The sequence below is a fragment of the Nitrosomonas aestuarii genome (assembly GCF_003046585.1).
Lineage (GTDB): Bacteria > Pseudomonadota > Gammaproteobacteria > Burkholderiales > Nitrosomonadaceae > Nitrosomonas > Nitrosomonas aestuarii.
This window is the reverse complement of record NZ_QAAE01000019.1, coordinates 1-24296: the sequence shown is the minus strand read 5'-3', so window position 1 is coordinate 24296 and position 24296 is coordinate 1. Positions and strand designations below refer to the sequence as shown.

Sequence of the window (24296 nt, the reverse complement as noted above, 5' to 3'; positions counted from 1 at the left end):
ATCAGCGTAAGGATCATTGATTTAGTAAAAAACTCTTAAACAACACTCTGATGTTTATATGCATTTAGACTTCTCTCATTCTGTCGGTCAAGCAATCAATAATGGCTATTTAGCCGACGAAGCAATATTGATAAAGGAATTGTTGAGGCAGTTGACACACTATCAGGCGGCAGGGGTGATGGATCATGCGCGCCATTTGCTAATGCAAGTGCGTGCAAAGAGAAACCAGTCCCGGCATTCTGTTAAACAATCAGTAATACAAGCGTTTTTGCACGAATACCAGCTAAATAGTGATGAAGGTATTGTGCTCATGAACATTGCCGAAGCGTTATTGCGCATTCCGGATCATGCTACTCAGGACCGGTTTCTGGCAGACCGAATAATAGCAGCCGACTGGCATCAGCACCTGGGCCACAGCAATTCATTGCTGGTAAATCTGGCTTCGGATGCGCTGGCGTTGTCCGGGTCACTTAAGCAGCATCAGCGTCAGTTACAATCGAATCATCCTGTAAGTTTTCAATCAATGTTTGAAAACTTACTCGTGCGTTTGGGACAACCGGTCATTCGTGCAGCTCTCAAGCAGGCAATGTTTTTGCTGAGTGAGCAGTTTGTGATGGCGGAGACAATTGAAGACGCTGTCAACAAGTCCACTGCAGTTAGTGAAACTGAGTCCCGTTCAGGCATACGCTATTCTTTCGATATGCTGGGAGAAGCAGCCATTACGGCAGCTGATGCCGACCGTTTTTTTAATGCATATATGCACGCGATTGGACAACTGGCAACGAAAGTCCAAGCTGGGAATGATAATGACAATTATGATCTTTATATCAGGCCGAGTGTTTCCGTGAAACTATCCGCGCTCTATCCACGCTATGAACCACTACAACACCGACATGCAGTACCTGAATTGACGGCTAAACTGCTTAAACTAGCACAATATGCACGCGCTGGGGATATTTCATTAACCGTTGATGCTGAAGAAAGCGAGCGTTTGGAAATGTCGCTGGATATTTTTAAAGCTGTTTTTGTTCATGAGAAATTGGATGGATGGCCCGGACTTGGATTGGCAGTACAGGCATATCAGAAGCGTGCGACCTATGTTATACAGTGGCTTGCCAAATTGGCGAAAAATAAACAACGTAAAATTCCAGTACGGCTTGTCAAGGGTGCTTACTGGGACAGCGAAATCAAGCGTGCGCAGGAAAATGGTCTGACTGGTTATCCAGTGTTTACGCGCAAATCGGCTACTGATATCAGCTATCTGGTCTGTGCCCGGTTGTTGATCAGCAAGCCGGATTGTTTTTATCCTCAGTTTGCCACACATAATGCACATACGGTTGCTGCTATTTTGCAGATGGTGCGCAATCATTCAAATTATGAGTTCCAACGCCTCTATGGTATGGGTAAGGCGCTTTATCAGGCTGTTCTGGAACAGTACAATCACTCTGTGGTTTGCCGCGTGTATGCACCTGTGGGTTGTTATCAAGATTTGTTGCCTTATCTGGTACGACGTTTGCTTGAAAATGGTGCAAATACTTCATTCATTCACCAAATAGAGAATCCAGATATTGCTGTTGAAGATGTTGTTTGTGACCCGGTGACCACCTGGCAAGACGGTACGCCAATGGGATTATCTTTGCCTGAAGCGCTTTATGGTGAGCATCGTCGCAATTCGCAAGGATGCAACCTGGCAGATTCCAGGGTGCGGCGACAGTTCCAACAGAATCTGGCTGAACTTGCTTATAAACAACATCAAGCTGTGCCGTTAATCAGCGGCACAGCTTATACAGGGAGAACACAGGCAATTATCGCACCGTATGATCGCAGTGAAGTGGTTGGGGAAGTTGTAAATAGTAATCCCCAAGCGATAGTTGATGCACTGGATGCGGCAGCATCTGCTTTTAATGACTGGCGTCTTTACCCGGTGGAGCAGCGTGCCGGATGTTTATTCAAAGCCGCTGATTTGATGGAGCAGCAACGCATGGAGTTGGTAGCACTGAGTGTGCGAGAAGGCGGGCGCACCATCAAAGATGCTTTGGCAGAAGTACGTGAAGCGGTTGATTTTTGCCGTTATTATGCTGTTTCTGCGCTCGAATTGTTTCGATATCCAATTAATTTACCAGGGCCTACTGGTGAAGAAAATAACCTGAGATATTTTGGACGTGGTATTTTTGTGTGTATCAGTCCCTGGAATTTTCCAATTGCTATTTTTGTAGGGCAGGTTGCCGCTGCACTGGCAGCTGGCAATACTGTTATCGCTAAACCGGCGGAAAGCACAACACTCACAGCGATGGCCTGTGTCCGCATTTTGCATCAGGCCGGAATTCCCGAATCGGTATTACAATTTCTGCCGGGTAAAGGTTCGGAAATCGGAGCACAGTTGTTGCAGGATTCTCGAATTGCCGGTGTTGCTTTTACAGGTTCTACCGCGACCGCACATCGGATAAACCGGGAGTTGGCGGGTCATCCAGTTATTGTACCGTTTGTTGCCGAAACCGGTGGGCAGAATTTTATGATTGCAGATACTTCGGCACACAAAGAACAATTGGTTCAAGATGTTATTTTGTCTGCATTCAACAGTGCTGGTCAGCGTTGTTCTGCTTTGCGGGCGTTATTTTTACCCGAAGAAACCGCAGACAAAATTGTTGAACTGGTGGTTGGAGCAATTCAACAACTTCGAATTGGCAATCCTGGTGACTATGCTACGGATATAGGCCCGGTTATTAACCGCGCTGCATTAGAACGACTTGAACAACATGTTGAACATATGCGCACACATGGCAATATAATTTTTCAACTGCCGCCATTTGTTGATGCAACAGGTTGTTATATAGGCAATTATTTTTCACCAACATTGATTGAAATCAATGATTTGAAATATTTACAGGAAGAAGTGTTTGGCCCGATACTTCATGTTATCCGTTATTCTTCGAGTAATCTGGATGCAGTAATCGATACTGTCAATGCAACTGGTTATGGATTGACGCTTGGGATTCACAGCCGTATTCAGAGCACTATTAACAAAATCCAGCAGCAAGTTAGAGTCGGAAATATTTATATCAATCGTAATATGATCGGTGCGGTAGTAGGCGTGCAACCTTTTGGCGGTATGGGCTTGTCCGGTACTGGGCCCAAAGCGGGTGGACCAGATTATTTGCGCCGCTTTGCCGTCGAACAGACGGTGACCAACAATATTGCAGCAATTGGTGGCAATACGGGACTACTTGAGCAAGACTTGCGTTAGGGAAAATTGAGGCACTCCACTCTCCACCGATTACGCAAAGGAGTCTAGTTATATAGGATTTTTGTTCTCTTTAAAGTTTCTTGAAAAAGAACCGTAAAAAACAATATGATAAAACATTGTAAATCTAGTTATGTTACGGATTAATTTAAAGATTTTAATGGTTGGGTATTCAGAAGCTGAAGCTTCTCTTCTGTACGCTGATCTGTCAAAGATTAATATCAGAATACATTATAAAGCGATAACGGATGTAAAAGATATTCGGGCTGTATTTTATGAGAATGACTGGCAAGTACTGATTTGTAATCATACTGAACATTCCTTTAACTTTATGGATGCACTGGAAATCTGGAAGCAGATTGGTCGTAATGTACCTTTTATTATTTATTCAGATGAAATGAATGAAGTGAAAGCCATTTCTGCGATACACCATGGCGTGCATGATTATATTTATAAGGGTCAAGTTGCTAGACTAGTGCTTGCAATCGAAAGAGAGTTAAAGGATGTAGAAACAAGACGGGCAAAGTTGCAGGCTGAGAGTAAAGTTTATAGGCTGGCTTATTATGATGACTTAACGGGTTTTCCTAAACGTAATTTGTTTTGTGAAAAGATTACCAGTATTTTGTCCAAAGAATCTAATACAGACAAGCTGGCGGCAGTATATTTTATAAAGATAGGCCGCCTTCCCTATATCAATAGTACCTATGGATATAATGTTGGCGACATGTTGATTCAACAACTTTCTTATCGCATGTCGGTTTATGCGAATAGTAAATGCCTTTTGTCTCGAATAGAAAGCAGTAAATTTGCTTTTTTCAATTGCGAAGTAAGCAGTTTGGCAGATATTCAGAAGTTTGCAGATCGGATCATGAAAATGGTATCAACACCTATTTTGATTAACGGTTTTGAATTTTGCGCCACAATAAATATTGGCGTAAGTGTGTATCCTGCTCATGGCAGTAATGTTTCAATGTTGTTGGCAATTGCAGAAAAAACGCTTTCTGAATCTCAGGATAACCTGCGTAACAGCTGTCGGTATTTTATGAATAAGGTTGGTGAGACTGCAACAAGGCAACTGAAACTTGGAGAAATATTGCGAAAAGCATTTTTAAATAACGAGTTTGCTGTGTATTACGAACCGATTGTCGATCTTAAAACGGGTGATATAAAGGGAACAGAAGCTATCTTACGATGTAATCACCCAGAAATTGATCTACTGTCGACAAGCAAATTTATTGCGCTGGCTTACGAAACCGGCTTGATTCTCGAAATTGGTAAATGGATGCTTAAACAGGCATGCTTGCAGACTAAGCTATGGAATGAAATGGGGCATGGCGCTTTATCTGTAACAATTGGTATATCGAGCATTGAACTCGATCAGAATCAGTTTGTAAAATATGTCAAGGATGTTCTTGTTGAGACCGGATTTGCCCCTAATTTGCTAGAATTAAAATTTACCGAATCCTTTTTGCAAGACGCTGAAATCAGCATGAATAATTTGCAAGAATTGGGTGGTATGGGTATAAAGCTTTCGATTGATTGCTATGGTACAGGAGGTTCTGCGATCGGATCGTTAATAAAATTGCCAATTAATAGCTTGAAAATTGATAGTGCATTGACTTCAGATTTGGGAATTGATTCAGATAATACTGCTATTGTGACTGCAATCAATGCATTGGCAAGAAGCCTGGGAATATCTGTTATAGCCGAAGGTGTAGCAACCAAGGAACAATTTGAATATTTGTGTGAAATACAATGTGACTATGCGCAGGGAAATCTTTTTAGTGAACCGATTATTGCTGAAGATTTTCTTGCGCTGTTAGAACGGCGAAAAACCGGGACCCTTTCCTAGTTCTATTGGGGGTTTTCTATATAACAATGCATCTGGCTGCAGTCATCAGTATGTCAATAAACTATCAAGCTGTAACAATTTATCTTATAGTTAACCTTAAATATTTAACTTAACATATTAAATTCGTTTGATTATTTTTAGTATGTAGGAAAAATTCCTATAGGGTGATAAGAGATTTTCCTAGTGTTGTTTTGGTTTTGTTTCCATTTACTTATATTCTGTGAGGATCGAAAATACACGCATATTAGTTGTATTGATCGTTGTGTTTTGTAAACAGGAGAAATTTAAGATGGAAACAAAGCAGCTTCTTGATGAAATCAGAGAAATCAATTTAGGTTATTTGTTATTGGCTCAACAATTGATACGTGAAGATAAAGTTGCAGCAATGTATCGACTGGGTGTCAACCAAGATGTCGCTGATATTATTGAGAAACTAACTACAAGTCAACTCCTCAAAATGGCTTCATCCAACAGCCTGCTCTGTCGTTTTAGATTCAATGATACCCTCATTGCTGAATTACTATCCGGTAATAATCGAGATGATAATAATGCGGTTTCTCAATCACATGCTGCGATATTAATGGCTGGACAACTCGCTGAAGCGGTTGCTTAAGTTTTTGGTCGTTCTTCTATGAGGAAGTAGAAATGCGTAATCGAAGCATACTTACCGAAGCTAAGCAGATTCAACTGGCTTCGGATCTGATCAAACTGGGTGCACGTCTGCAGGTGTTGGAAGTAAATTCCAACCTAAGTCGCGAAAGGCTCGTTAAATTATATAAAGAAATCAGAGGAGTATCTCCGCCGAAAGGTATGTTGCCATACTCGGAAGATTGGTTTATGAGTTGGCAGCCTAACATGCACTCTTCATTATTCTTTAATATTTATAATTACATTACTACTTACTCCGATACGAATAGTATTGATACTCTTATAAAGAGTTATAAATTATACTTGGAGCATATTGAGGCAAATAAGCCGGAGCAGGTGTTAAGTCTTACGCGTGCATGGACCTTGATTCGTTTCGTAGAAAGCGAAGTATTATGTGTGACACCCTGTGTACAATGTGGTGGAAAATTCTTAGTACATTCGCTTGATATACATTCAAATCATGTATGCGGATTATGTAATATTCCTTCCAGAGCAGGAAAGACCAAGAAGGCGGCCGCCGAATCGGAGCTGTGTTAATGAGTAAGTTATCAGCAAGGTAATTTTCAATAAGATGTTCGATTGGAAAAAAATTATGGTTTAATAAGATATGATAATTCAGTGGTTTAAAGCATTCCTTATGCGCTCAAGTGCTTTTGTTAAGTTATCCAAGGAGGTCGCGAATGATAATCGCATGTAACCTTCGCTGCCGAATGCTGAACCTGGAACAATCGCCACACCCGATTTTTCCAGAAGGTATTCACTGAATTCCAAGTCGTTTTTATTTTTAATAATCCCTCTTGTATGTAAACGCTCAATCGCTTCACGTGCATCTGCAAAAGCATAAAAAGCGCCATCTGATTTTAAGCATTGAACTCCGTTACATTGATTTAAATGCTCAGTAACAAAATTATTGCGTTCTATGAATGCAGTAATCATGGGCTTAATACAGGATTGATCGCCATTAAGTGCCATTTCGGCAGCAGCTTGTGATACAGAGCATGGATTGGAAGTACTTTGAGACTGTATATTTTCCATCGCTGTAATGATTTCAGCGGGTCCTCCACAATATCCAATCCGCCATCCAGTCATTGAATAGGCTTTAGATACACCATTCAGAACAACTGTTCGTGAGTGTAAATCGGGACAAGCATTCACAATATTGACAAATTGATTATCAGATAAAAGGATATGCTCGTACATATCATCGGTGGCAATCAGAACTTGTGGGTGTTTTCTTAGTATTTCACCTAATGATTTCAGTTCTTCCAGAGTATAAACAGCACCTGTAGGATTGCTGGGGCTGTTGATAACGAACATTTTAGTTCGGGGTGTAATGGCATTCTCGAGTTGCCCGGCTGTAATTTTAAAGCCTTGTTCAATACCTGTCTCGATAAATACTGGTTTGCCTTCGGCGATAAGGACGATATCCGGGTATGAGACCCAATAGGGCGCGGGAATAATGACTTCATCGCCAGGATCGAGTGTGGCTAATACCAGGTTAAAGAAACTTTGTTTGCCGCCACAGGAAACCAATATCTGTTTGGCTTCATATTCAAAGTTATTTTCACGTTTGAATTTTGCAATAATGGCATTTTTCAAGCCCGGTGTTCCACCTACGGCAGTATATTTCGTGAGCCCCTTGTTGATTGCTTCGATCGCAGCATTTTTGATATGTTGGGGTGTATCGAAATCAGGTTCTCCGGCACCTAAACCAATAATGTCCTTACCCTCAGCCTTTAATCGCGCTGCACGGGCTGTAACAGCGAGTGTTGGAGAAGGTTTAATGGCTTGTACGCGGTTAGAAAGTTGCACAACAAATTCCTCACTCTAAAATAGGCAGACCGGCATGTTAGAATAAACTGGTAAACGAAATTCAAGACTTTGGAATTATACCTGTGATTGAGACCTTCCCCAATAGTTTATATAAATTACATCAATCGTTCGAACCAGCCGGCGATCAGCCGAATGCAATTACAAACTTGATTGATGGTATTAACGATGGATTAGCCTATCAAACCTTGTTGGGTGTTACGGGTTCGGGCAAGACATTTACCATTGCGAATGTAATCGCCCGACTGGGTCGACCAGCGATACTGATTGCGCCGAATAAAACGCTGGCGGCGCAGCTGTACGCAGAAATGCGCGAATTTTTCCCGGAAAATGCTGTTGAATATTTTGTCTCCTATTATGATTACTATCAACCCGAAGCATATGTACCATCGCGAGATCTGTTCATAGAAAAAGATTCAAGTATCAATGCGCATATCGAGCAAATGCGATTGTCGGCGACCAAATCGTTACTCGAACGAGAAGACGTCATTATTGTAGCCACCGTTTCCTGCATCTACGGTATAGGCGATCCTGTTGATTATCATGGCATGATTTTGCATTTGCGGGTGAACGAAAAATATTCGCAACGTGACATTATCAAACGTTTGATTGAAATGCAGTACAACCGTAATGAACTGGAATTTTCGCGCGGAATATTTCGTGTCAGAGGGGATGTGTTGGATGTTTTTCCGGCAGAAAGTTCTGAGGCTGCTGTGCGTATTTCGTTATTTGATGATGAAGTCGAAGACCTGTCATTATTTGATCCATTGACCGGGCGTGTTTTGCAAAAATTGTCACGCTATACCGTTTATCCTTCCAGTCATTACGTGACACCTAGAAGCACAACGCTACGCGCAATGGAATCCATTAAGATCGAATTGAGAGCGCGTTTGGATTATCTTTACCAGAATCATCATTTGGTTGAAGCACAACGTCTCGAACAGCGAACTCGTTTTGATCTTGAAATGCTGAACGAACTCGGTTTTTGCAAAGGTATCGAAAATTATTCCCGGCATCTTTCGGGTAAAAAACCAGGCGAACCGCCGCCTACACTAATCGATTATTTACCAAAAAACGCACTCATGTATATCGACGAGAGTCATGTAACAGTGCCTCAGATTGGCGGCATGTACAAAGGAGATCGTTCCCGTAAGGAAAACCTGGTTCAATATGGTTTCCGCTTACCTTCGGCATTGGATAACCGCCCGCTCAAATTTGAAGAATTTGAGAAAATGATGCCGCAAACTATTTTTATATCCGCAACACCAGCGGATTATGAGCACAAACATAGCGGACAAACCGTTGAACAAGTGGTGCGTCCGACAGGGCTTGTCGATCCGGTCATAGAGGTGCGCCCGGTAACCACTCAGGTGGATGATCTTATGTCTGAAGTAAATCTACGCGTTGCCAAGAATGAACGTGTGTTGGTGACAACATTGACTAAGCGAATGGCTGAGGATTTAACTGATTATTTTTCGGACTACCAGATCAAAGTGCGTTATCTTCATTCGGACATCGACACTGTAGAGCGTGTAGAAATTATTCGTGATTTGCGGCTGGGTGAATTTGATGTGCTGGTAGGCATTAATCTGTTGCGCGAGGGGCTGGATATTCCGGAAGTCTCGCTGGTGGCGATACTTGATGCCGACAAAGAAGGTTTTCTACGTTCAGAGCGTTCTTTAATTCAGACCATTGGCAGAGCAGCCCGTCATATTAACGGGACTGCTATTCTGTATGCAGATCGGATTACACGGTCGATACGTTTGGCAATAGATGAAACAAATCGTCGCCGCGAAAAACAATGCGCTTTTAATCAGCAGCATCAAATTACACCCCGTACTGTACACAAGCGTATTAAAGATTTAATTGACGGTGTCTACAGTTTCGATACAGCGCAAAAAGAACTGAAAGCAAGTGAACTGCTGGCAAATTATAAATCAATGGATGCGCGCCAAGTCAGCAAGGAAATTCAACGATTGGAAAAACTCATGCTGAATGCAGCCAAAAACTTGGAGTTCGAACAGGCTTCACAGTATCGGGATGAAATCAAACGTTTGAAGAACAAATTATTTATTGGTGCTGCTGAAATTGAATGAGCTTATTTTTTAATCATTGTAGATGAGACAAAAATAACGCGTCTAAATGTGCGATTTAAAGTTTTGCTTGTAAAATTTTCCATCGACATGCTTTCTACAAAGCGGATATGATCGCCCTTATTGACTTTTGTTGTCGGTGCGGCAATCCAGAAGCGTCTGTCTCCGTTTTCAAGTTCCATATAGGTGTAGCCTGTGGTGTCCAGGACATCAACAACTTTACCCTCATTGTTGGGATATTGTTTATCGGCTGCGGCTGCGGCTGTGCGCGATTCCTCATGATGTAATGCCAGTGTATTAAAGGGATAAAAAAGCAAACTGCTTATTAAAACCGCGATTGATGCAACAGTAAATCTCATGTTTCCTCCAAATTAATGCATAAATGAATCACAGTTATGATACACCGCAACGATTTTAAGTTCCAATCCATATGTCTATGCCGGGTTTGATAATCGGGTTGCTAATATATATCTTGGCGTACTTTCTCGAACAGGCAAATCGTTACGGCGGTTGCGGCATTGAGAGATTCCGTTTTTCCGGGCATCGGAATAGAAATAATCTCATTTGCGGCCCGAAGGATTTCATTTGACAATCCTGCTCCTTCATTCCCGAAAATAAAAGCAGTAGGCTTTGTTAAATCAGATTGATAAAGACTTTTGGGTGCACGGGGTGATGTAGCTAAAATTTGTCCTCGGAAATGCCTGACAATTTCAACGAGATTGCAATCAGTATGAATCCTTAGCAAGAAATGCGCGCCCATTCCTGCGCGTAGCGTTTTGGGAGACCAAGCGTCAGCACAATCTTTGGATAAATAGATATCGGTGACGTTGGCAGCGGCAGCAGAACGCAGTATTGTGCCTAAATTACCAGGATCCTGAATTGCTTCAAGCAAAACGCAGAAAATTGAATCCCGATTAGTGGAAATGGGCGGTTTCTCCGGCTCGGGAATGGTGATCTGTGCCAGGATGCCTGTGGGCGTTTTTACTGGAGATATTCTTTGAAAAAGACTATCAATAACCAAAAACACTTGTGTTTCTTTGTGATATATACAGACTTCCAGCAGCGATTTGATTTCCTTGTTGTTCTGACCGGACTCACTGACCACAAGATAATTCGGCACTACCGGTGTTCCAGCAGTGAAGAGACAAGAATGTATTAGATGCACGCCATCAAGGATGGTGGCGCCACACTTTTTACGTAACTGAGCGGATTTTTGCAGCTTGACGAATTGTTTTACGACCGGGTGTTCGCGAGAAGTTATCAGATGCATTTCTGCTACTGCCGCAGGGTTGTTGTAGGCTACTCAACCTTGAAGCGGTATTCGGCCGATCTGGCATGTGCCGATAGTCCTTCGCCATTGGCCAGAATGGAAGCGATCTTACCCAGCTTGGTGGCGCCTTGCTCGGAAACCTGTATGAGGCTGCTGCGTTTCTGAAAATCATATACACCCAGTGGGGAAGAAAAACGTGCTGTGCGTGAAGTCGGTAACACATGATTGGGGCCCGCACAATAGTCTCCTAATGCTTCGCAAGTATGCCGTCCCATAAATATGGCGCCAGCGTGCCTGATTTTTTCTAGGCATTTATCAGGATTATCAACGGAGAGCTCCAGATGTTCAGGAGAGATTCTGTTGGCAATTGCACACGCCTCATCTAAATCCTGGACCTGTATCAATGCACCTCGGTTCTCGAGCGAAACACGAATTACATTTTTCCGAGGCATGTCATTGATCTGTTTATCAATACTTTGTGCGACTTGATTGAGGAAACCAGCGTCGGGCGACAGCAAAATCGACTGCGCCATTTCGTCATGTTCAGCCTGAGAAAATAAGTCCATTGCTATCCAGTCCGGATTGGTTTTACCATCACAAATAACCAGAATCTCAGATGGACCGGCGATCATGTCGATACCCACAATACCAAAAACGCGGCGTTTAGCGGCAGCGACATAGGCGTTGCCAGGTCCCACGATTTTATCGACTTGTTGTATGGTTTTCGTGCCATAAGCAAGTGCGGCGACGGCCTGAGCACCACCAACGGTGAAAACACGATCGACCTGACTAATTGCCGCTGCTGCCAGAACCAAGTCGCTTTTTTCACCATTGGGTGTTGGTACGACCATAATGAGTTCTTGAACACCTGCAACCTTGGCAGGAATAGCGTTCATCAGTACTGAAGATGGATAAGAAGCTTTGCCACCCGGAACATAGAGTCCGACACGATCCAGTGGGGTGACTTTCTGGCCGAGTATGGTATTGTCAGATTCCTGATAATGCCATGAAGCGGCGACCTGTTTATCGTGGTATGTTTTGATTCGTTCGGCTGCATGTTCAAGCGCCTGGCGTTGTGCTATCGACAAGGATGACAATGATTGTTGCAGATTATCCTGCGTTAACTCCAGTTCTGTCATTGAAGTGACATTTACATGGTCAAACCGATTGGTAAATTCAATCAGCGCTTCATCTCCGCGTTTTTTTATCTCGGACAGAATCTGTGCGACGGTGGTGTCAATTGATTCATCCATCGCATTTTCAAAAGCCAGTAACTGCTGCAGCGCCTGATTAAAGCTGCTGTCGGTTGAATTGAGTCGTTTTATTTGTACCATGCGAATAAGGCGTCCAGATAGGTTAGCGAGAAGCTATATCAAGTCAATTTTTGATGGCATTCGAGAATGCATTCAATATGGGCTGAATCGCTTTGCGTTTCAGTTTTAAGGCTGCTTGATTGATAATCAGCCGGGAGGAAATCGGCATGATTTCTTCCACAGCATGCAGATAGTTAGCCTTCAGTGTGCTACCGGTTGATACCAGATCAACAATAGCATCTGCAAGTCCGACTAATGGCGCAAGCTCCATTGAGCCATATAGTTTGATAAGATCGACATGCACCCCTTTATCGGCAAAGTGCTCACGGGCTGTTTGCAGATACTTGGTAGCGATTCTTAACCGTGCGCCCTGACGAACAGCTGATTCATAATCAAACCCATCGGGTACAGCAACCATCATCCGGCAGCGAGCAATATTTAGATCAAGCGGCTGATAAAGGCCGTCGCCGCCATGTTCAAGTAAAACATCCTTGCCCGCAATGCCCAAATCAGCGGCTCCATACTGTACGTAGGTTGGTACGTCGGAAGCCCGTACAATTACCAACCGCACGTTAGCACGGTTGGTTGAGAGTATCAGTTTGCGTGATGCTTCAGGATCATCTTGAGCTATGATGCCGGCGGCTGCTAATAACGGTGCTGTATCGTCAAAAATTCGCCCCTTTGAAAGAGCGATGGTTATATCAGTCATAAAACCTGTTTTAATTTTATATCGTGCAATTATCCGAGATTAGCTTGCGCAAATTCCCAGTTAATCAGTTTATCCAGGATTGTATTGACATAATCTACGCGGCGGTTCTGGTAATCAAGATAGTACGCATGTTCCCAGACATCAATCGTTAGCAGGGGTCTTATATTTTGTGTAATGGGCGATTCGGCATTGCTGGTTTTGGCGACAGCGATTTTGTCACCGTCCTGTACCAGCCAGGCCCAGCCGCTGCCAAATTGTGTCATGGCAGCATTTGCAAATTCTTTTTTACAGGCGTCTAGGCTGCCGAATGACTGTTCGATTTTTTGCTTAAGATCTGATGAAGGTTCGCCACCGCCATTTGGGCTGAGGCTATGCCAGTAGAACATATGATTCCATACCTGTGCGGCATTGTTAAAAATACCTGTTTTGTCGGCTTTTCCTGCAACCGTACGGATAATCTGTTCAAGTGACTGACCTTCAAAATCGGTACCTGTGACGAGTTTGTTTAAGTTGTCGACATAAGTTTTGTGATGTTTGCCATAGTGAAAGCTGAGTGTGTTTGCAGAGATAACAGGCTCCAATGCATTATCTGCATAGGGCAGGGGGGCTAAAACGTATTGAGAACCCGATAATGCGGCGCTTGAAAAATTATCAAGATTTTGAGTTGACATGCTAATCTCCTATGTTAATAGTTTCAAATTAAAATGTAACGAGCGTTGTTCTTATTGTTATGTCTGTTTTTATGGGTGTTGTTGTTTAATTTTGTTGGTAAGGCCATAATGAAATTAATCATTACGCTTCATTTCTGTAGTAAAGGTGATTTTATTGTATCCTGTGAGACGGGCGGCTTCCATCACAGTAATGACCGATTGATGTGTTGCCTTTGCGTCAGCGTTAATAATAATCAGCGGATCTTGCTGATTTTCAGCGGCGGCGCTTAGCGCATCGCGCAGGTTTTCAATACTGGTTGCTTTAACAGGTATTAAGTTAATAGTGTATTCTCCCATCGCATTGACAGTAATATCAATGGTCTTGGGTTGTTCTATATTTTTGTCGACCTCTTCCGTATTGGCTTCAGGTAACGTGATTTCAAGTTCGGCAAACTTTGAATAAGTTGTAGTAATGACCAGAAAAATCAATATGACCAGTAAGACATCAATCATCGGAACCAGGTTGATTTCCGGTTCCTCTTTTTGTCGGCCACGTTGAAAATTCATAGTAATACGCTTTTATTTATAGATATGGTTTAAAATTATATAGCTTGAAGCAAGTATTATAAACAAGCAAGTTATAAAAGAAATAATTGAAAGATATTTTGCATGTCTTAATACATATAAATTTTCAACTGTTTTTGTTTCATTTTTTCAAATTACTAAACACCGACCTTTTTAATGAAAGATTCACTGATTAGCGTGGTCATGGGCAGTAACAGTGACTGGGACGTTATGCAATATGCTGTCGCCATTTTAAAAGATTTCAATATTTCTTACGAAGCACGCGTGATTTCGGCGCATCGTACGCCGGACACTATGTTTGAATTCGCAGAAAATGCCAGTAAACGCGGGATTCAATGTATCATCGCCGGTGCCGGTGGTGCAGCGCATCTACCGGGTATGATTGCTGCTAAAACAACAGTGCCGGTATTGGGTGTTCCTGTGAATTCACGCTATTTGAAAGGAATGGATTCATTGTTGTCGATTGTGCAGATGCCCAAAGGTATCCCTGTGGCGACCTTCGCAATTGGGGAAGCGGGCGCTGCCAATGCCGGGCTGTTTGCAGTTGCCATCCTCGCAAATAATGATGATCAAATAAGAAAACAATTGAGCGCGTTTCGTGAGAAACAGGCTGACAGTGTTGCGGCTATGCAATTGCCGGAATAACATACAGAAAGAATGAACTGAATGAGGTCTATTTTACCAGGCGCAATGCTGGGATTATTAGGAGGTGGCCAGCTTGGTCGTATGTTTGTCATGGCTGCTCACCAGATGGGGTATCAAGTAACTGTGCTGGATTCTGATCCTGATAGTCCGGCAGGTCGGATAGCCGATCAATTCATCTGCGCCGAATATACTGATCGGGCAGCATTACAACGGCTTGGCAAACAGTGCGCCGCCATTACGACAGAATTTGAAAATATTCCTGCTGCGGTACTTGCACAATTATCAGAATTTTGTATTGTCAGTCCGGATGCAAAAAGTGTGTCAATCGCGCAAAACAGAATTTCCGAAAAACAATTTTTACAGGCAAATAATTTTTCCATTGCATCATTTGCAATCATTGAACAAGCTGGGCAATTCAGGAATTTCACAAATTCTACTGCCGGTCTGTTTCCAGGCATACTGAAAGTCAGCCAGTTTGGCTACGATGGCAAAGGTCAAAAGCATGTAAATAATGAGACCGAGCTAAGTGCAGCATTTGTTGAAATGAAGTCGGTTCCCTGCGTTTTGGAAAAGAAATTACCACTGAAATGTGAAGTATCCGTTGTGTTGACAAGGGGGGGTGACGGCAAAATGGTGTGTTTCCCTGTTGTGGAAAATCAGCATATGAACGGCGTACTCGATATCAGCATTGTGCCGGCCAGGGTTTCTGCAGAAACTGCAAAGCAGGCTCTGGAAATTGCCGGAAATGTAGCCGATACCTTGAATTACCGGGGCGTGTTATGTGTTGAATTTTTTTTGCTTGAAGATGGTCAGCTGGTTATAAACGAAATTGCACCGCGCCCGCATAATAGCGGGCATTTTTCCATTGATGCCTGTATAACCTCGCAGTTTGAACAACAAGTGCGCGCATTATGTGAGTTGCCGTTAGGTAATACAGCATTGCATAAGCCGAGCGTGATGGTTAATCTGCTTGGTGACTTGTGGCAAAATGGCGAACCGGATTGGTTGCTTGTGTTACAGCAACCATCCACTAAACTGCATTTGTATGGTAAGCGGGCAGCGCGGCCGGGACGTAAAATGGGGCATTTCACTGTGCTTGGTGAAACCGCTGATCAGGCGTTAACAAAAGCGTTGCATATTAAACAGGTAATAGAATCTAACTAGATTAAACGCAAAGGAATCTGTATTGATATCCACAAAGGAATGCGCGTTATTTGAAACGCATATCAAAAGTCTGACTTTCCTGCATCGCGGCAAGGTGCGAGATATTTATGCAGTAGACGATGACAAATTATTGATTGTACAGACAGATAGAATTTCAGCATTTGATGTGATATTGCCTAATCCGGTGCCCGGCAAAGGAAAATTGCTAACCGCTTTATCTGCATTCTGGTTTAAGCAATTATCCCACATCATTCCCAACCACCTGACCGGTATTGCACCCGAATCAATTGTGGCGGCAAATGAACGCGAGCAGGTCCTTGACCGCGCTTTTGTCATTCGAAAACTCAAACCGTTACCGGTCGAAGCCATTGTGCGTGGTTATATCGCCGGTTCAGGATGGAAAGATTATCAACAATCCGCTGCAGTCTGCGGTATCCCGTTGCCTCCAGGACTGAAACAGGCGGAAAAATTACCTGGCGGTGCTATTTTTACGCCGTCTACCAAAGCAGCAGTGGGTGCGCATGATGAAAATATTGCATTGCCAGAAGTGGAACGCCAGCTGGGGCAAGCGTTGACCACCCGAGTCAAGAACAAAGCAGTTCAGCTCTACACTGAAGCAGCAGAATATGCTGTACAAAGAGGTATTATCATCGCGGATACCAAATTTGAATTTGGACTCGATGATGCTGGCGAATTATATCTGATAGACGAAGTGCTGACACCGGATTCGTCCCGTTTCTGGCCTGTAAACCAATATCAGACAGGCATCAGTCCTCCCAGCTATGATAAACAGTTTGTACGAGATTGGCTGGAAAAACAGAATTGGAACAAAAAGCCCCCTGTTCCAGTTTTGCCGGATGAGGTGATTCGGCAGACTGTAGAAAAGTATTGGGAAGCGCTTAGATTATTAACCGCATAGAATTACCACTGATCACTGATGCTGCTTCTGACAAAGCTGAGAACTATTGTCGCTATCACTAAACGTTTGCGGCTATACAGTTATTCATTATTGCCTTACATATATTGGCGATGAAGAATAAAATTCTGCTAAAATAGCGGATTCTATTAGTGTCACGCAAGGAATAGTTTCATGGCTTATGTAGTAACAGAAAATTGTATAAAATGTAAATATACTGATTGTGTAGATGTATGTCCTGTTGATTGTTTTCGTGAAGGACCTAATTTTTTGGTAATTGATCCAGATGAATGTATCGATTGCACGTTATGTGTTGCTGAATGTCCGGTTGAGGCGATTTATGCAGAAGATGATGTGCCTGACTCGCAACTGGATTTTATCGCGTTAAATGCTGAGCTATCTAAAGAGTGGCAGCCAATTATTGAAAAAAAAGACGCATTGCCCGATGCTGATGAGTGGGCCAGCGTGACTGATAAACTGGATGAATTGCAGCGTTAACCAGAATTGCGGTATCTTAGTGCCGCATGCTAGACCTATCTCAATTTCCACAACTTCCTTTTGATGCGTTTTTTAAGCGCCTGAATAGCGGTATAACGGTAACAACAACAGTTGTAACGCCAAACCGCAGACTTGCTCAGGCGCTTAAAGACAGCTTTAATCAGCACCAGACCAATCAACACAAAGCAGTCTGGCACTCAGCCGATATACTTCCATTTACATCTTTTCTTGAGCGTATTTATCTGGATGTACTTTATTCCAGCGATTTTCAGGATATACCGCTGCTATTAACATCAGCGCAAGCACATGTGCTGTGGGAAAAGGTGATTCAGTCTTCTGACATTGGCAGAGCATTATTAAATATTACACAGACAGCCCGCCATGCCTATGAAGCCTGGCAGTTGCGTCATGTCTGGCGTTTATCAGCTGAAGGCAAACATTATGTGCTGAATGATGACAGCAAAGTGTTTCAAATATGGGCTGATAATTACGAAACGCTACTTGCAGAAAAACATCTGATTGATCCAGCCTGTCTTGTTGATCTGATTGTCAATTCATTTGAACAGATGAACATGGCAAAATTTAACTACTTGTTTTGCTATGGTTTCGAAAATTTGACGCCGCAACAATTGTTTTTCTTGGATAAATTGCAGAAAGCAGGTTGTGAAGTCATTCAGGTAAAACCCCAGATTATTTTACAGGACCAATCAGGAGTCGCAGGTATTAGCCGTACCTGTTATGTTGACGGGCAGGAAGAAATTTATCGAGCGGCTGTATGGGCGCGATCGCGACTCGAAGCTAATCATGCGGCATCAATCGGTGTAATCGTGCCTGCATTGGGAAATTATCGAAATGCTGTTCTGCGAATTTTTGGTGAGGTAATGCAACCGGATGTGCAGGATGCATTGCCACAAAAAAATTCGCAACAACGGCAGAATATGCCTTTTAATATATCGTTGGGTTTGCCGCTGACTGCTTATCCTCTTGTTGATACCGCTTTTTCGATATTGGAATTGATGGGACAGGGTTTGCCGTTTGATCGTGCTGGTTGTTTGTTGCGTTCCCCTTTTCTGGAAGGTGGTGAGTCTGAATTGAATCATCGGGCTTTATTGGACATGCAACTGTGTCAATACGCTGAGCCGTTCATTACACTGGAACAACTAGTGATGCTCATTCAACAAATAGAGAGCACAGACGAGGGGAGTGCCAAAAGTAGTGGACCCAAGTGCCCGATACTCATCAAAAATCTGTTATCACTTCGCGCTTTCCGTCAGCATAATTTGCCACGCAAGGGTCAGCATGCCGTTTATGCGCAGTTAATTTCCCAAGTATTGCAGATAATGGGGTTTCCAGGAGAGCGTACTCTGGATTCTACAGAGTACCAGACGTTACAAAAATGGCATGAGGTCTTGGCAGATTTTGCAACGCTGGATCGGGTAATATCCACATCGCTATATAAAGAAGCATTCAAACGGTTGAAATATATGGCACAGAATACTTTGTTTCAACCGCAAACACCAAGTGTTCCTATTCAAATATTAGGCGTATTGGAAGCGGCAGGTATGACTTTTGATCATCTATGGGTCATGGGTCTGTCGGACGAGCAATGGCCATTGCGTCCACGACCGAATCCATTTCTGCCATACGAACTACAAAAAAAAGTTCGGATACCCATGGCGTCGACAGCCGAAGCACTGAATTACTCACGCCAATTGAAAGACGGCTGGCTGTCCTGTGCCGGAGAAGTGGTTTTAAGTCACCCTAAGTTCAGTAATCGCGCCGATGCGCAGGAAATGGCGCCGAGTCAGATGATACGGTCAATTCCGGATTGCTCGCTTGATTTGCCTCAATATATGAATCATCTTGACTCAATCATAGCAACAGCATGTCTTGAAAGTATTGTGGATTATGCTGTACAGCCGGCCGGTAAACGGGAAATCAAGGGTGGTGTGACAGTTATTAAAGATTATGCGGCTTGTCCGTTTCGTGCGTGGGCGCGTCACCGAGTGAAAATCAAAAGTAGAGAAGAGCCGCATGTGGGATTTAATGCGATGGAACGTGGAATACTAGTGCATCATGCTTTGTGCCTGATATGGCGACAACTGAAAACAAAAGAATCGCTCGATACTATTGCTTCTGGTGATTTAACGAGGATGCTGACAGATGCGGCCAATAAAGCGATTCTGGTAATAAAACAACGACGGCCTTTTGCTTTGACGGAACGTTTAGCAGCAATTGAACAGCGACGATTAATAAATCTGGTGCGCGAATGGCTGGATAAAGAAAGAAAGCGTGGGGGTTTCAGTGTTGTTGCGACTGAGGAACAAAGCACCGTCCAGGTAGGGCAACTGGTATTGAAAGTGCGATTGGACAGAGTAGACAAACTCGATGATGGGCAGCGGCTCATCATTGATTACAAAACCCGTTTGCATGGAATTAATACAATGCTGGGAGAGCGTCCTGACGAGCCCCAGTTGCCACTTTATCTGGTTATGGTACAGCCTGACATACCTGATGCAGCAGGCGTAGTATTTGCTTCGGTAAAACCAGGGCAAATGGATTTTTCAGGAATTGCGCGCGAACAGGAATTGTTACCGGGTGTAAAAGCATTTAACGAAATAAAAGCATGCGCAAATTTTTCAACGTGGGATAAATTAATCGCAAGATGGAAGCAGGATTTTATAAATCTGGCAGATGGTTTTTTGAATGGTGATGCCAGTGTTTTACCAAAAAATTATCCGCTCACCTGCCAGTATTGCGAAATTAAGCCATTTTGCCGTATTTATGAGCGTATTGAGTCAATCACCGAAGAACAAGATACTGAGCATGACTGAATTTCAAAGCGCACCTGATGCAGCTGATCGTTTGCGCGCACTTGATCCGGCAGGTTCATTTATTGTTCAGGCGCCGGCAGGGTCAGGTAAGACTGGTTTGTTAATACAACGTTACCTTCGTCTCTTAACATGCGTTGACAACCCTGAAGAAATTGTAGCAATTACATTTACCCGGAAAGCTGCCGCCGAGATGCGTGAACGTATTCTGAATGCACTAAAAAAAGCAAACAATACCTTAGCCCGACCCGAGAATGCATTTGATCGATTGACCTGCGAACTTGCCATTGCTGCTATACAGCGGGATCGCAAGGCAGGTTGGCATATAGTTGAAAATCCGGCACGATTGCGGATACAAACCATCGATTCATTATGTGCCTCGTTAACACAGCAAATGCCGGTATTGTCAAAATTTGGCTCGCAACCTGAAACAACAGAAAACCCTGAGGAATACTATCTTGAAGCGGTTCGTGCAACAGTCGCGTTGTTGAATCAAGATCACGACATCGCAGATGATATTGAAATGTTGCTGACGCATCTGGATAACGATATGGCTCGTATTGAGAATCTGTTAGTAGGTATGCTGGCGCGACGCGACCATTGGTTACGGCATATTCACCGAAAAACACGCGATGAATTGGAAACATCACTTAAAAACTTTCGCCAGAATGTTGTTGATCATCTGTGCGGTTTGATTCCCGGTGAAATACAGGATGAACTGCTTGCGTTAGTGCGTTATGCCGCGGCAAATCTCTCAACGCTACAACAATCTTCTGTGATGATTGCTGGCCGTGATCTTATTGCATTGCCGGAAAATGTTGAACAATGGTGTGCTATTGCAGATTTATTGTTACAAGCCAATGGCGAGTGGCGTAAAAAACTGGATACAAGGCAGGGTTTCCCGGCAGGTAAGACCAAAAAGGAGAAAGAAAACGCGCAAGCGTGGAAAATACGCATTATAAATGTAATCAATGCGCTTAAAACGAACAATGTTTTGCAGCAGGCTCTGCAGGATATACGACAGTTGCCATTACCTGTCTACAGTGATAGTCAATGGGAGATACTGGGTGCTATCACACGGTTGCTGCCATATGCAGTGGCGCAACTGAAAATAATATTTCAGTTAACCGGTCAAGTAGACTTTATTGAGGTATCACAAAGTGCGCTTGCAGCGCTTGGCGATTCTGAGATGCCTACAGATCTTGCGCTAGCGCTGGACTATCGTATTAAACATTTATTGATTGATGAGTTTCAGGATACTTCAATTAGTCAATATCAGCTGATTGAAAAACTGGTGGTTGCATGGGAATTTGGTGACAGCCGAAGTTTGTTTGCAGTGGGTGATCCCATGCAATCGATTTATCGATTCCGGGAAGCGGAAGTAGGCCTGTTTTTACAATCACGCCAGACAGGAATCGGAGGTGTGAAACTACATCCGATTACATTACGCAGTAATTTCCGTTCACAACAGGGAATTGTCCATTGGATTAATAATGCTTTCAAGCAAATTATGCCCGCTCATGAGGATATTGCCGTTGGTGCGGTGCCATATACGCCGTCAATAGCAGTACATGCTGAACAGTCTGGCCAGGCGGTTACCGTTCATCCGGCTTTTGAGAAAGAGTCATTTGCTGAGGCAGCCAAAGTACTGACGGTTATATTGCAATCCAGACAAAGTAATCCGACAGATTCAATTGCGGTTTTGGTGCGTAATCGCAGTCATTTGAGTGAAATTGTTACAACTCTGAAATTATCTGGTTTGCGGTTTCATGCAGTGGAAATTGATGCGCTTTACCATAAGCCTATCGTGCAGGACCTGTTGATGCTTACACGTGCATTATCGAACCCGGCTGATCGCCTGGCATGGCTGGCAGTATTACGTGCGCCATGGTGTGGTTTGCAGCTTGACGATTTGCAGTCACTGATATCTGTTCAAACAATTGATCATGATGGGCAATCAACGTGGAAAACAGAGACAATCTGGGAGCTTGTGAGTGATGAAAACTGTTGGCACTCCCTTTCACGTGATGGTATTGAAAGATTGCGGCGTGTCAGTAAAGTATTCGTGCAATGTATGCAAAATCGATATCGTCAATTGCTGCGCACAACGGTTGAGTTCGCCTGGAAGGCGCTGGGTGGGCCCGGTTGCATTGATAAATCTTCCATAAGTCATCTACGAGGCACGAATGTGAATGCGACTGCGGATGCTCAAATTGTGCAGGATAAATCGATTAGAGATTCGCTGAATGACGCAATGATTTTTTTTGAATATCTTGAAAAACATGAGAAAGCTGGAAATATACTGGATTTTGTAAAGTTTGAGGAAAAGTTGGCAAAGCTTTTTGCGTCTGCAGATTTTAATGCGGATGTGCAATTGCAGATTATGACCATCCATAAGTCTAAGGGACTTGAATTTGATACGGTGTTGGTGCCAGGACTAGGTTATACCTCAAAAACAAGAGGTAGACAACTGCTCAATTGGATGGAGCAGCCACGCCGTGAGAACACGGATAATGACGAATTGAATTCACATGACGTCAGCGAAACTGATTTATTTCTGGCACCTATTCAGAAAGTTGGAAAAGAAAATGATTCCATTAATATATGGATGGAATCACTTGAGCGCAAAAAAGAAAACTATGAGGCGGAGCGTTTACTGTATGTCGCGGCAACACGTGCAAAAAAATACTTGCATTTGTTTGGACATACTCAAATCAATGCGAAAGATGGCGAGCCAGAATTGCATCAACCGCGGTCAGGCAGTTTATTAAAAAGACTCTGGCCGGCAGTTGAGCACGTTTATATCAATGCAGCTAGAATGCAGCCGCAGGAATTGCAGCATTGTCAGAGTGAAAAAGCAGGTGATGGCTATAAAAAACAATGTGTTGATCAGTCTATTTTAAGATTGACAACAGCTTGGCAGCTACCGGTGGCGCCAAAAGCGGTTAGCTGGAAGCGATCACATATTATTACAAACTTGAATCATGAAATCGAGTTCTCATGGGCTAGTGAAGTGGCGAAGCATGTCGGCAGTATTGTGCATCGCTGGTTGCAACAAATTGCAGAAGACAAACTGAAAGGATGGGATGCTGAGCGTGTGCAATCAATGCGTAAAAAGTTTGCATATGGGTTGTTAAAGAACGGTCTGAGTGCTGATGATAAAACGCTGGAGCAAGCGGTTGAACGTATTGTGATTGCGCTGACCAATTCCATATCGGATCGACGTGGACGATGGATTCTTGGTGAACAGTATGAGGCCCAGAATGAATTGAGGTTGACAGGCGTGATTGATGGGAATGTAGTTGATTATGTGATAGACCGAACTTTTTGTGATGCAACTAATATTCGATGGATTATCGATTATAAAACAAGCAGTCATGAGGGCTCTGGAGTTGAATCATTTCTTGACAGGGAGCAAGAAAGATACCGACACCAGCTTAATAATTACGCTAATTTTTTTCGAAAAATCGATACGCGGGCCATACGGCTGGGTTTGTTTTTTCCAATGCTGAAAGGGTGGCGTACTTGGAGTAATTGAATTCTTGGATCAACTAAAAATAATGTAGTAAAAAAATTGTAACTGACTAATGGATAATATCTGTATAAATAAAATTCACTGTAAATTTATATTTAGATGTTAAGGCTGATTTAGGATATTGAAAATGCAAATATTATCGAATAATATAATGCAAATCCCTACACTACAGGTGGAGATTTTATGACAAATGACTTGACTTTATATATCAAGGTCGACTAGCCTGTTGGTTACAGTGAAAAAGGCGCCTATGGGGGTGTCAATAGCTGTTGCAAAAAGAGCAGTACTAATTAATTAGTATTAAGAACAAGAGAAGTAGTAGTGTTAATTAACAAGTAAGTAAGGAGGAATAAACATGGCAACAACAATGGGAACGAGCAGTGCGGCAAGTGCCGGCTACGACATGTCATTGTGGTACGACTCCAAGTACTACAAACTGGGCATGGGTATCATGCTGGCGGTCGCGATATTCTGGATCTGGTATCAGCGTACGTTTGCGTACTCACATGGCATGGA

Annotated in this window: 19 protein-coding genes; 12 read left to right on the top strand and 7 right to left on the bottom strand. The window is 43.1% G+C overall.

Going from position 1 to position 24296, the window contains the following annotated elements:
- The first annotated feature begins 58 nt into the window (after positions 1 to 58).
- The 4 genes from putA to flhC all read left to right on the top strand — a co-directional run bounded on the left by putA (position 59) and on the right by flhC (position 6278).
- The gene (putA, locus tag C8R11_RS13185; protein WP_107796106.1) at positions 59 to 3244 is read left to right on the top strand and encodes a bifunctional proline dehydrogenase/L-glutamate gamma-semialdehyde dehydrogenase PutA; all 3186 of its coding nucleotides are present in this window, start codon (positions 59 to 61) and stop codon (positions 3242 to 3244) included.
- 130 nt (positions 3245 to 3374) lie between these two features.
- Complete coding sequence (locus tag C8R11_RS13180; protein WP_107796105.1) at positions 3375 to 5093, top strand: putative bifunctional diguanylate cyclase/phosphodiesterase; 1719 nt, start codon at positions 3375 to 3377, stop codon at positions 5091 to 5093.
- 289 nt (positions 5094 to 5382) lie between these two features.
- Positions 5383 to 5706 carry a flagellar transcriptional regulator FlhD gene (flhD, locus tag C8R11_RS13175; protein WP_107796104.1) on the top strand — a complete coding sequence of 108 codons (324 nt, stop codon included), beginning with the start codon at positions 5383 to 5385 and terminating at the stop codon, positions 5704 to 5706.
- 32 nt (positions 5707 to 5738) lie between these two features.
- Positions 5739 to 6278 (top strand): flagellar transcriptional regulator FlhC, encoded by a 540-nt coding sequence (gene flhC, locus C8R11_RS13170; protein ID WP_107796103.1) that lies wholly within the window; start codon positions 5739 to 5741, stop codon positions 6276 to 6278.
- 78 nt (positions 6279 to 6356) lie between these two features.
- On the opposite strand, the gene C8R11_RS13165 is transcribed toward flhC, so the two are convergent.
- On the bottom strand, positions 6357 to 7553 hold the full coding sequence (locus C8R11_RS13165) for a pyridoxal phosphate-dependent aminotransferase (protein WP_107796102.1): 1197 nt from the start codon (positions 7551 to 7553) through the stop codon (positions 6357 to 6359).
- A gap of 83 nt (positions 7554 to 7636) precedes the next feature.
- On the opposite strand from C8R11_RS13165, the gene uvrB reads away from it, so the two are divergent.
- On the top strand, positions 7637 to 9667 hold the full coding sequence (gene uvrB / locus C8R11_RS13160; protein WP_107796101.1) for an excinuclease ABC subunit UvrB: 2031 nt from the start codon (positions 7637 to 7639) through the stop codon (positions 9665 to 9667).
- Positions 9668 to 9669: 2 nt separating this feature from the next.
- Here uvrB and C8R11_RS13155 read toward each other — a convergent pair whose 3' ends face one another.
- The 6 genes from C8R11_RS13155 to C8R11_RS13130 form a co-directional block, all read right to left on the bottom strand.
- Positions 9670 to 10023, bottom strand: a complete 354-nt coding sequence (locus C8R11_RS13155) for a hypothetical protein (protein WP_107796100.1) — start codon at positions 10021 to 10023, stop codon at positions 9670 to 9672.
- Between the two features lie 101 nt (positions 10024 to 10124).
- Positions 10125 to 10934 (bottom strand): TrmH family RNA methyltransferase, encoded by an 810-nt coding sequence (locus tag C8R11_RS13150; protein WP_107796099.1) that lies wholly within the window; start codon positions 10932 to 10934, stop codon positions 10125 to 10127.
- 29 nt (positions 10935 to 10963) lie between these two features.
- Positions 10964 to 12268 (bottom strand): histidinol dehydrogenase, encoded by a 1305-nt coding sequence (gene hisD, locus C8R11_RS13145; RefSeq protein WP_107796098.1) that lies wholly within the window; start codon positions 12266 to 12268, stop codon positions 10964 to 10966.
- A gap of 43 nt (positions 12269 to 12311) precedes the next feature.
- On the bottom strand, positions 12312 to 12956 hold the full coding sequence (gene hisG, locus C8R11_RS13140) for an ATP phosphoribosyltransferase (protein ID WP_090701140.1): 645 nt from the start codon (positions 12954 to 12956) through the stop codon (positions 12312 to 12314).
- 29 nt (positions 12957 to 12985) lie between these two features.
- A complete protein-coding gene (locus tag C8R11_RS13135; protein ID WP_107796097.1) occupies positions 12986 to 13627 on the bottom strand; it encodes a superoxide dismutase in 642 nt (213 codons plus the stop codon).
- A 114-nt stretch (positions 13628 to 13741) separates the two neighbouring features.
- On the bottom strand, positions 13742 to 14173 hold the full coding sequence (locus tag C8R11_RS13130; protein ID WP_107796096.1) for an ExbD/TolR family protein: 432 nt from the start codon (positions 14171 to 14173) through the stop codon (positions 13742 to 13744).
- A 174-nt stretch (positions 14174 to 14347) separates the two neighbouring features.
- On the opposite strand from C8R11_RS13130, the gene purE reads away from it, so the two are divergent.
- The 7 genes from purE to C8R11_RS13095 all read left to right on the top strand — a co-directional run.
- A complete protein-coding gene (purE, locus tag C8R11_RS13125) occupies positions 14348 to 14836 on the top strand; it encodes a 5-(carboxyamino)imidazole ribonucleotide mutase (protein ID WP_107796095.1) in 489 nt (162 codons plus the stop codon).
- A 21-nt stretch (positions 14837 to 14857) separates the two neighbouring features.
- On the top strand, positions 14858 to 16000 hold the full coding sequence (locus tag C8R11_RS13120; protein ID WP_107796094.1) for a 5-(carboxyamino)imidazole ribonucleotide synthase: 1143 nt from the start codon (positions 14858 to 14860) through the stop codon (positions 15998 to 16000).
- A 22-nt stretch (positions 16001 to 16022) separates the two neighbouring features.
- The gene (locus tag C8R11_RS13115; RefSeq protein ID WP_244907687.1) at positions 16023 to 16919 is read left to right on the top strand and encodes a phosphoribosylaminoimidazolesuccinocarboxamide synthase; all 897 of its coding nucleotides are present in this window, start codon (positions 16023 to 16025) and stop codon (positions 16917 to 16919) included.
- 171 nt (positions 16920 to 17090) lie between these two features.
- Positions 17091 to 17414, top strand: coding sequence for a ferredoxin FdxA (gene fdxA / locus C8R11_RS13110; RefSeq protein ID WP_090701152.1), 324 nt, complete (start codon positions 17091 to 17093; stop codon positions 17412 to 17414).
- A gap of 26 nt (positions 17415 to 17440) precedes the next feature.
- Entirely contained in the window at positions 17441 to 20248 is a 2808-nt protein-coding gene (locus C8R11_RS13105) for a PD-(D/E)XK nuclease family protein (RefSeq protein WP_107796093.1), read from the top strand.
- Positions 20241 to 23783, top strand: a complete 3543-nt coding sequence (locus tag C8R11_RS13100) for a UvrD-helicase domain-containing protein (RefSeq protein WP_107796092.1) — start codon at positions 20241 to 20243, stop codon at positions 23781 to 23783. The genes C8R11_RS13105 and C8R11_RS13100 overlap by 8 nt, the downstream gene beginning before the upstream one ends.
- Before the next feature lie 352 nt (positions 23784 to 24135).
- Positions 24136 to 24296: methane monooxygenase/ammonia monooxygenase subunit C (locus tag C8R11_RS13095; RefSeq protein WP_280523906.1), on the top strand; the 161-nt coding region annotated here is incomplete at its 3' end.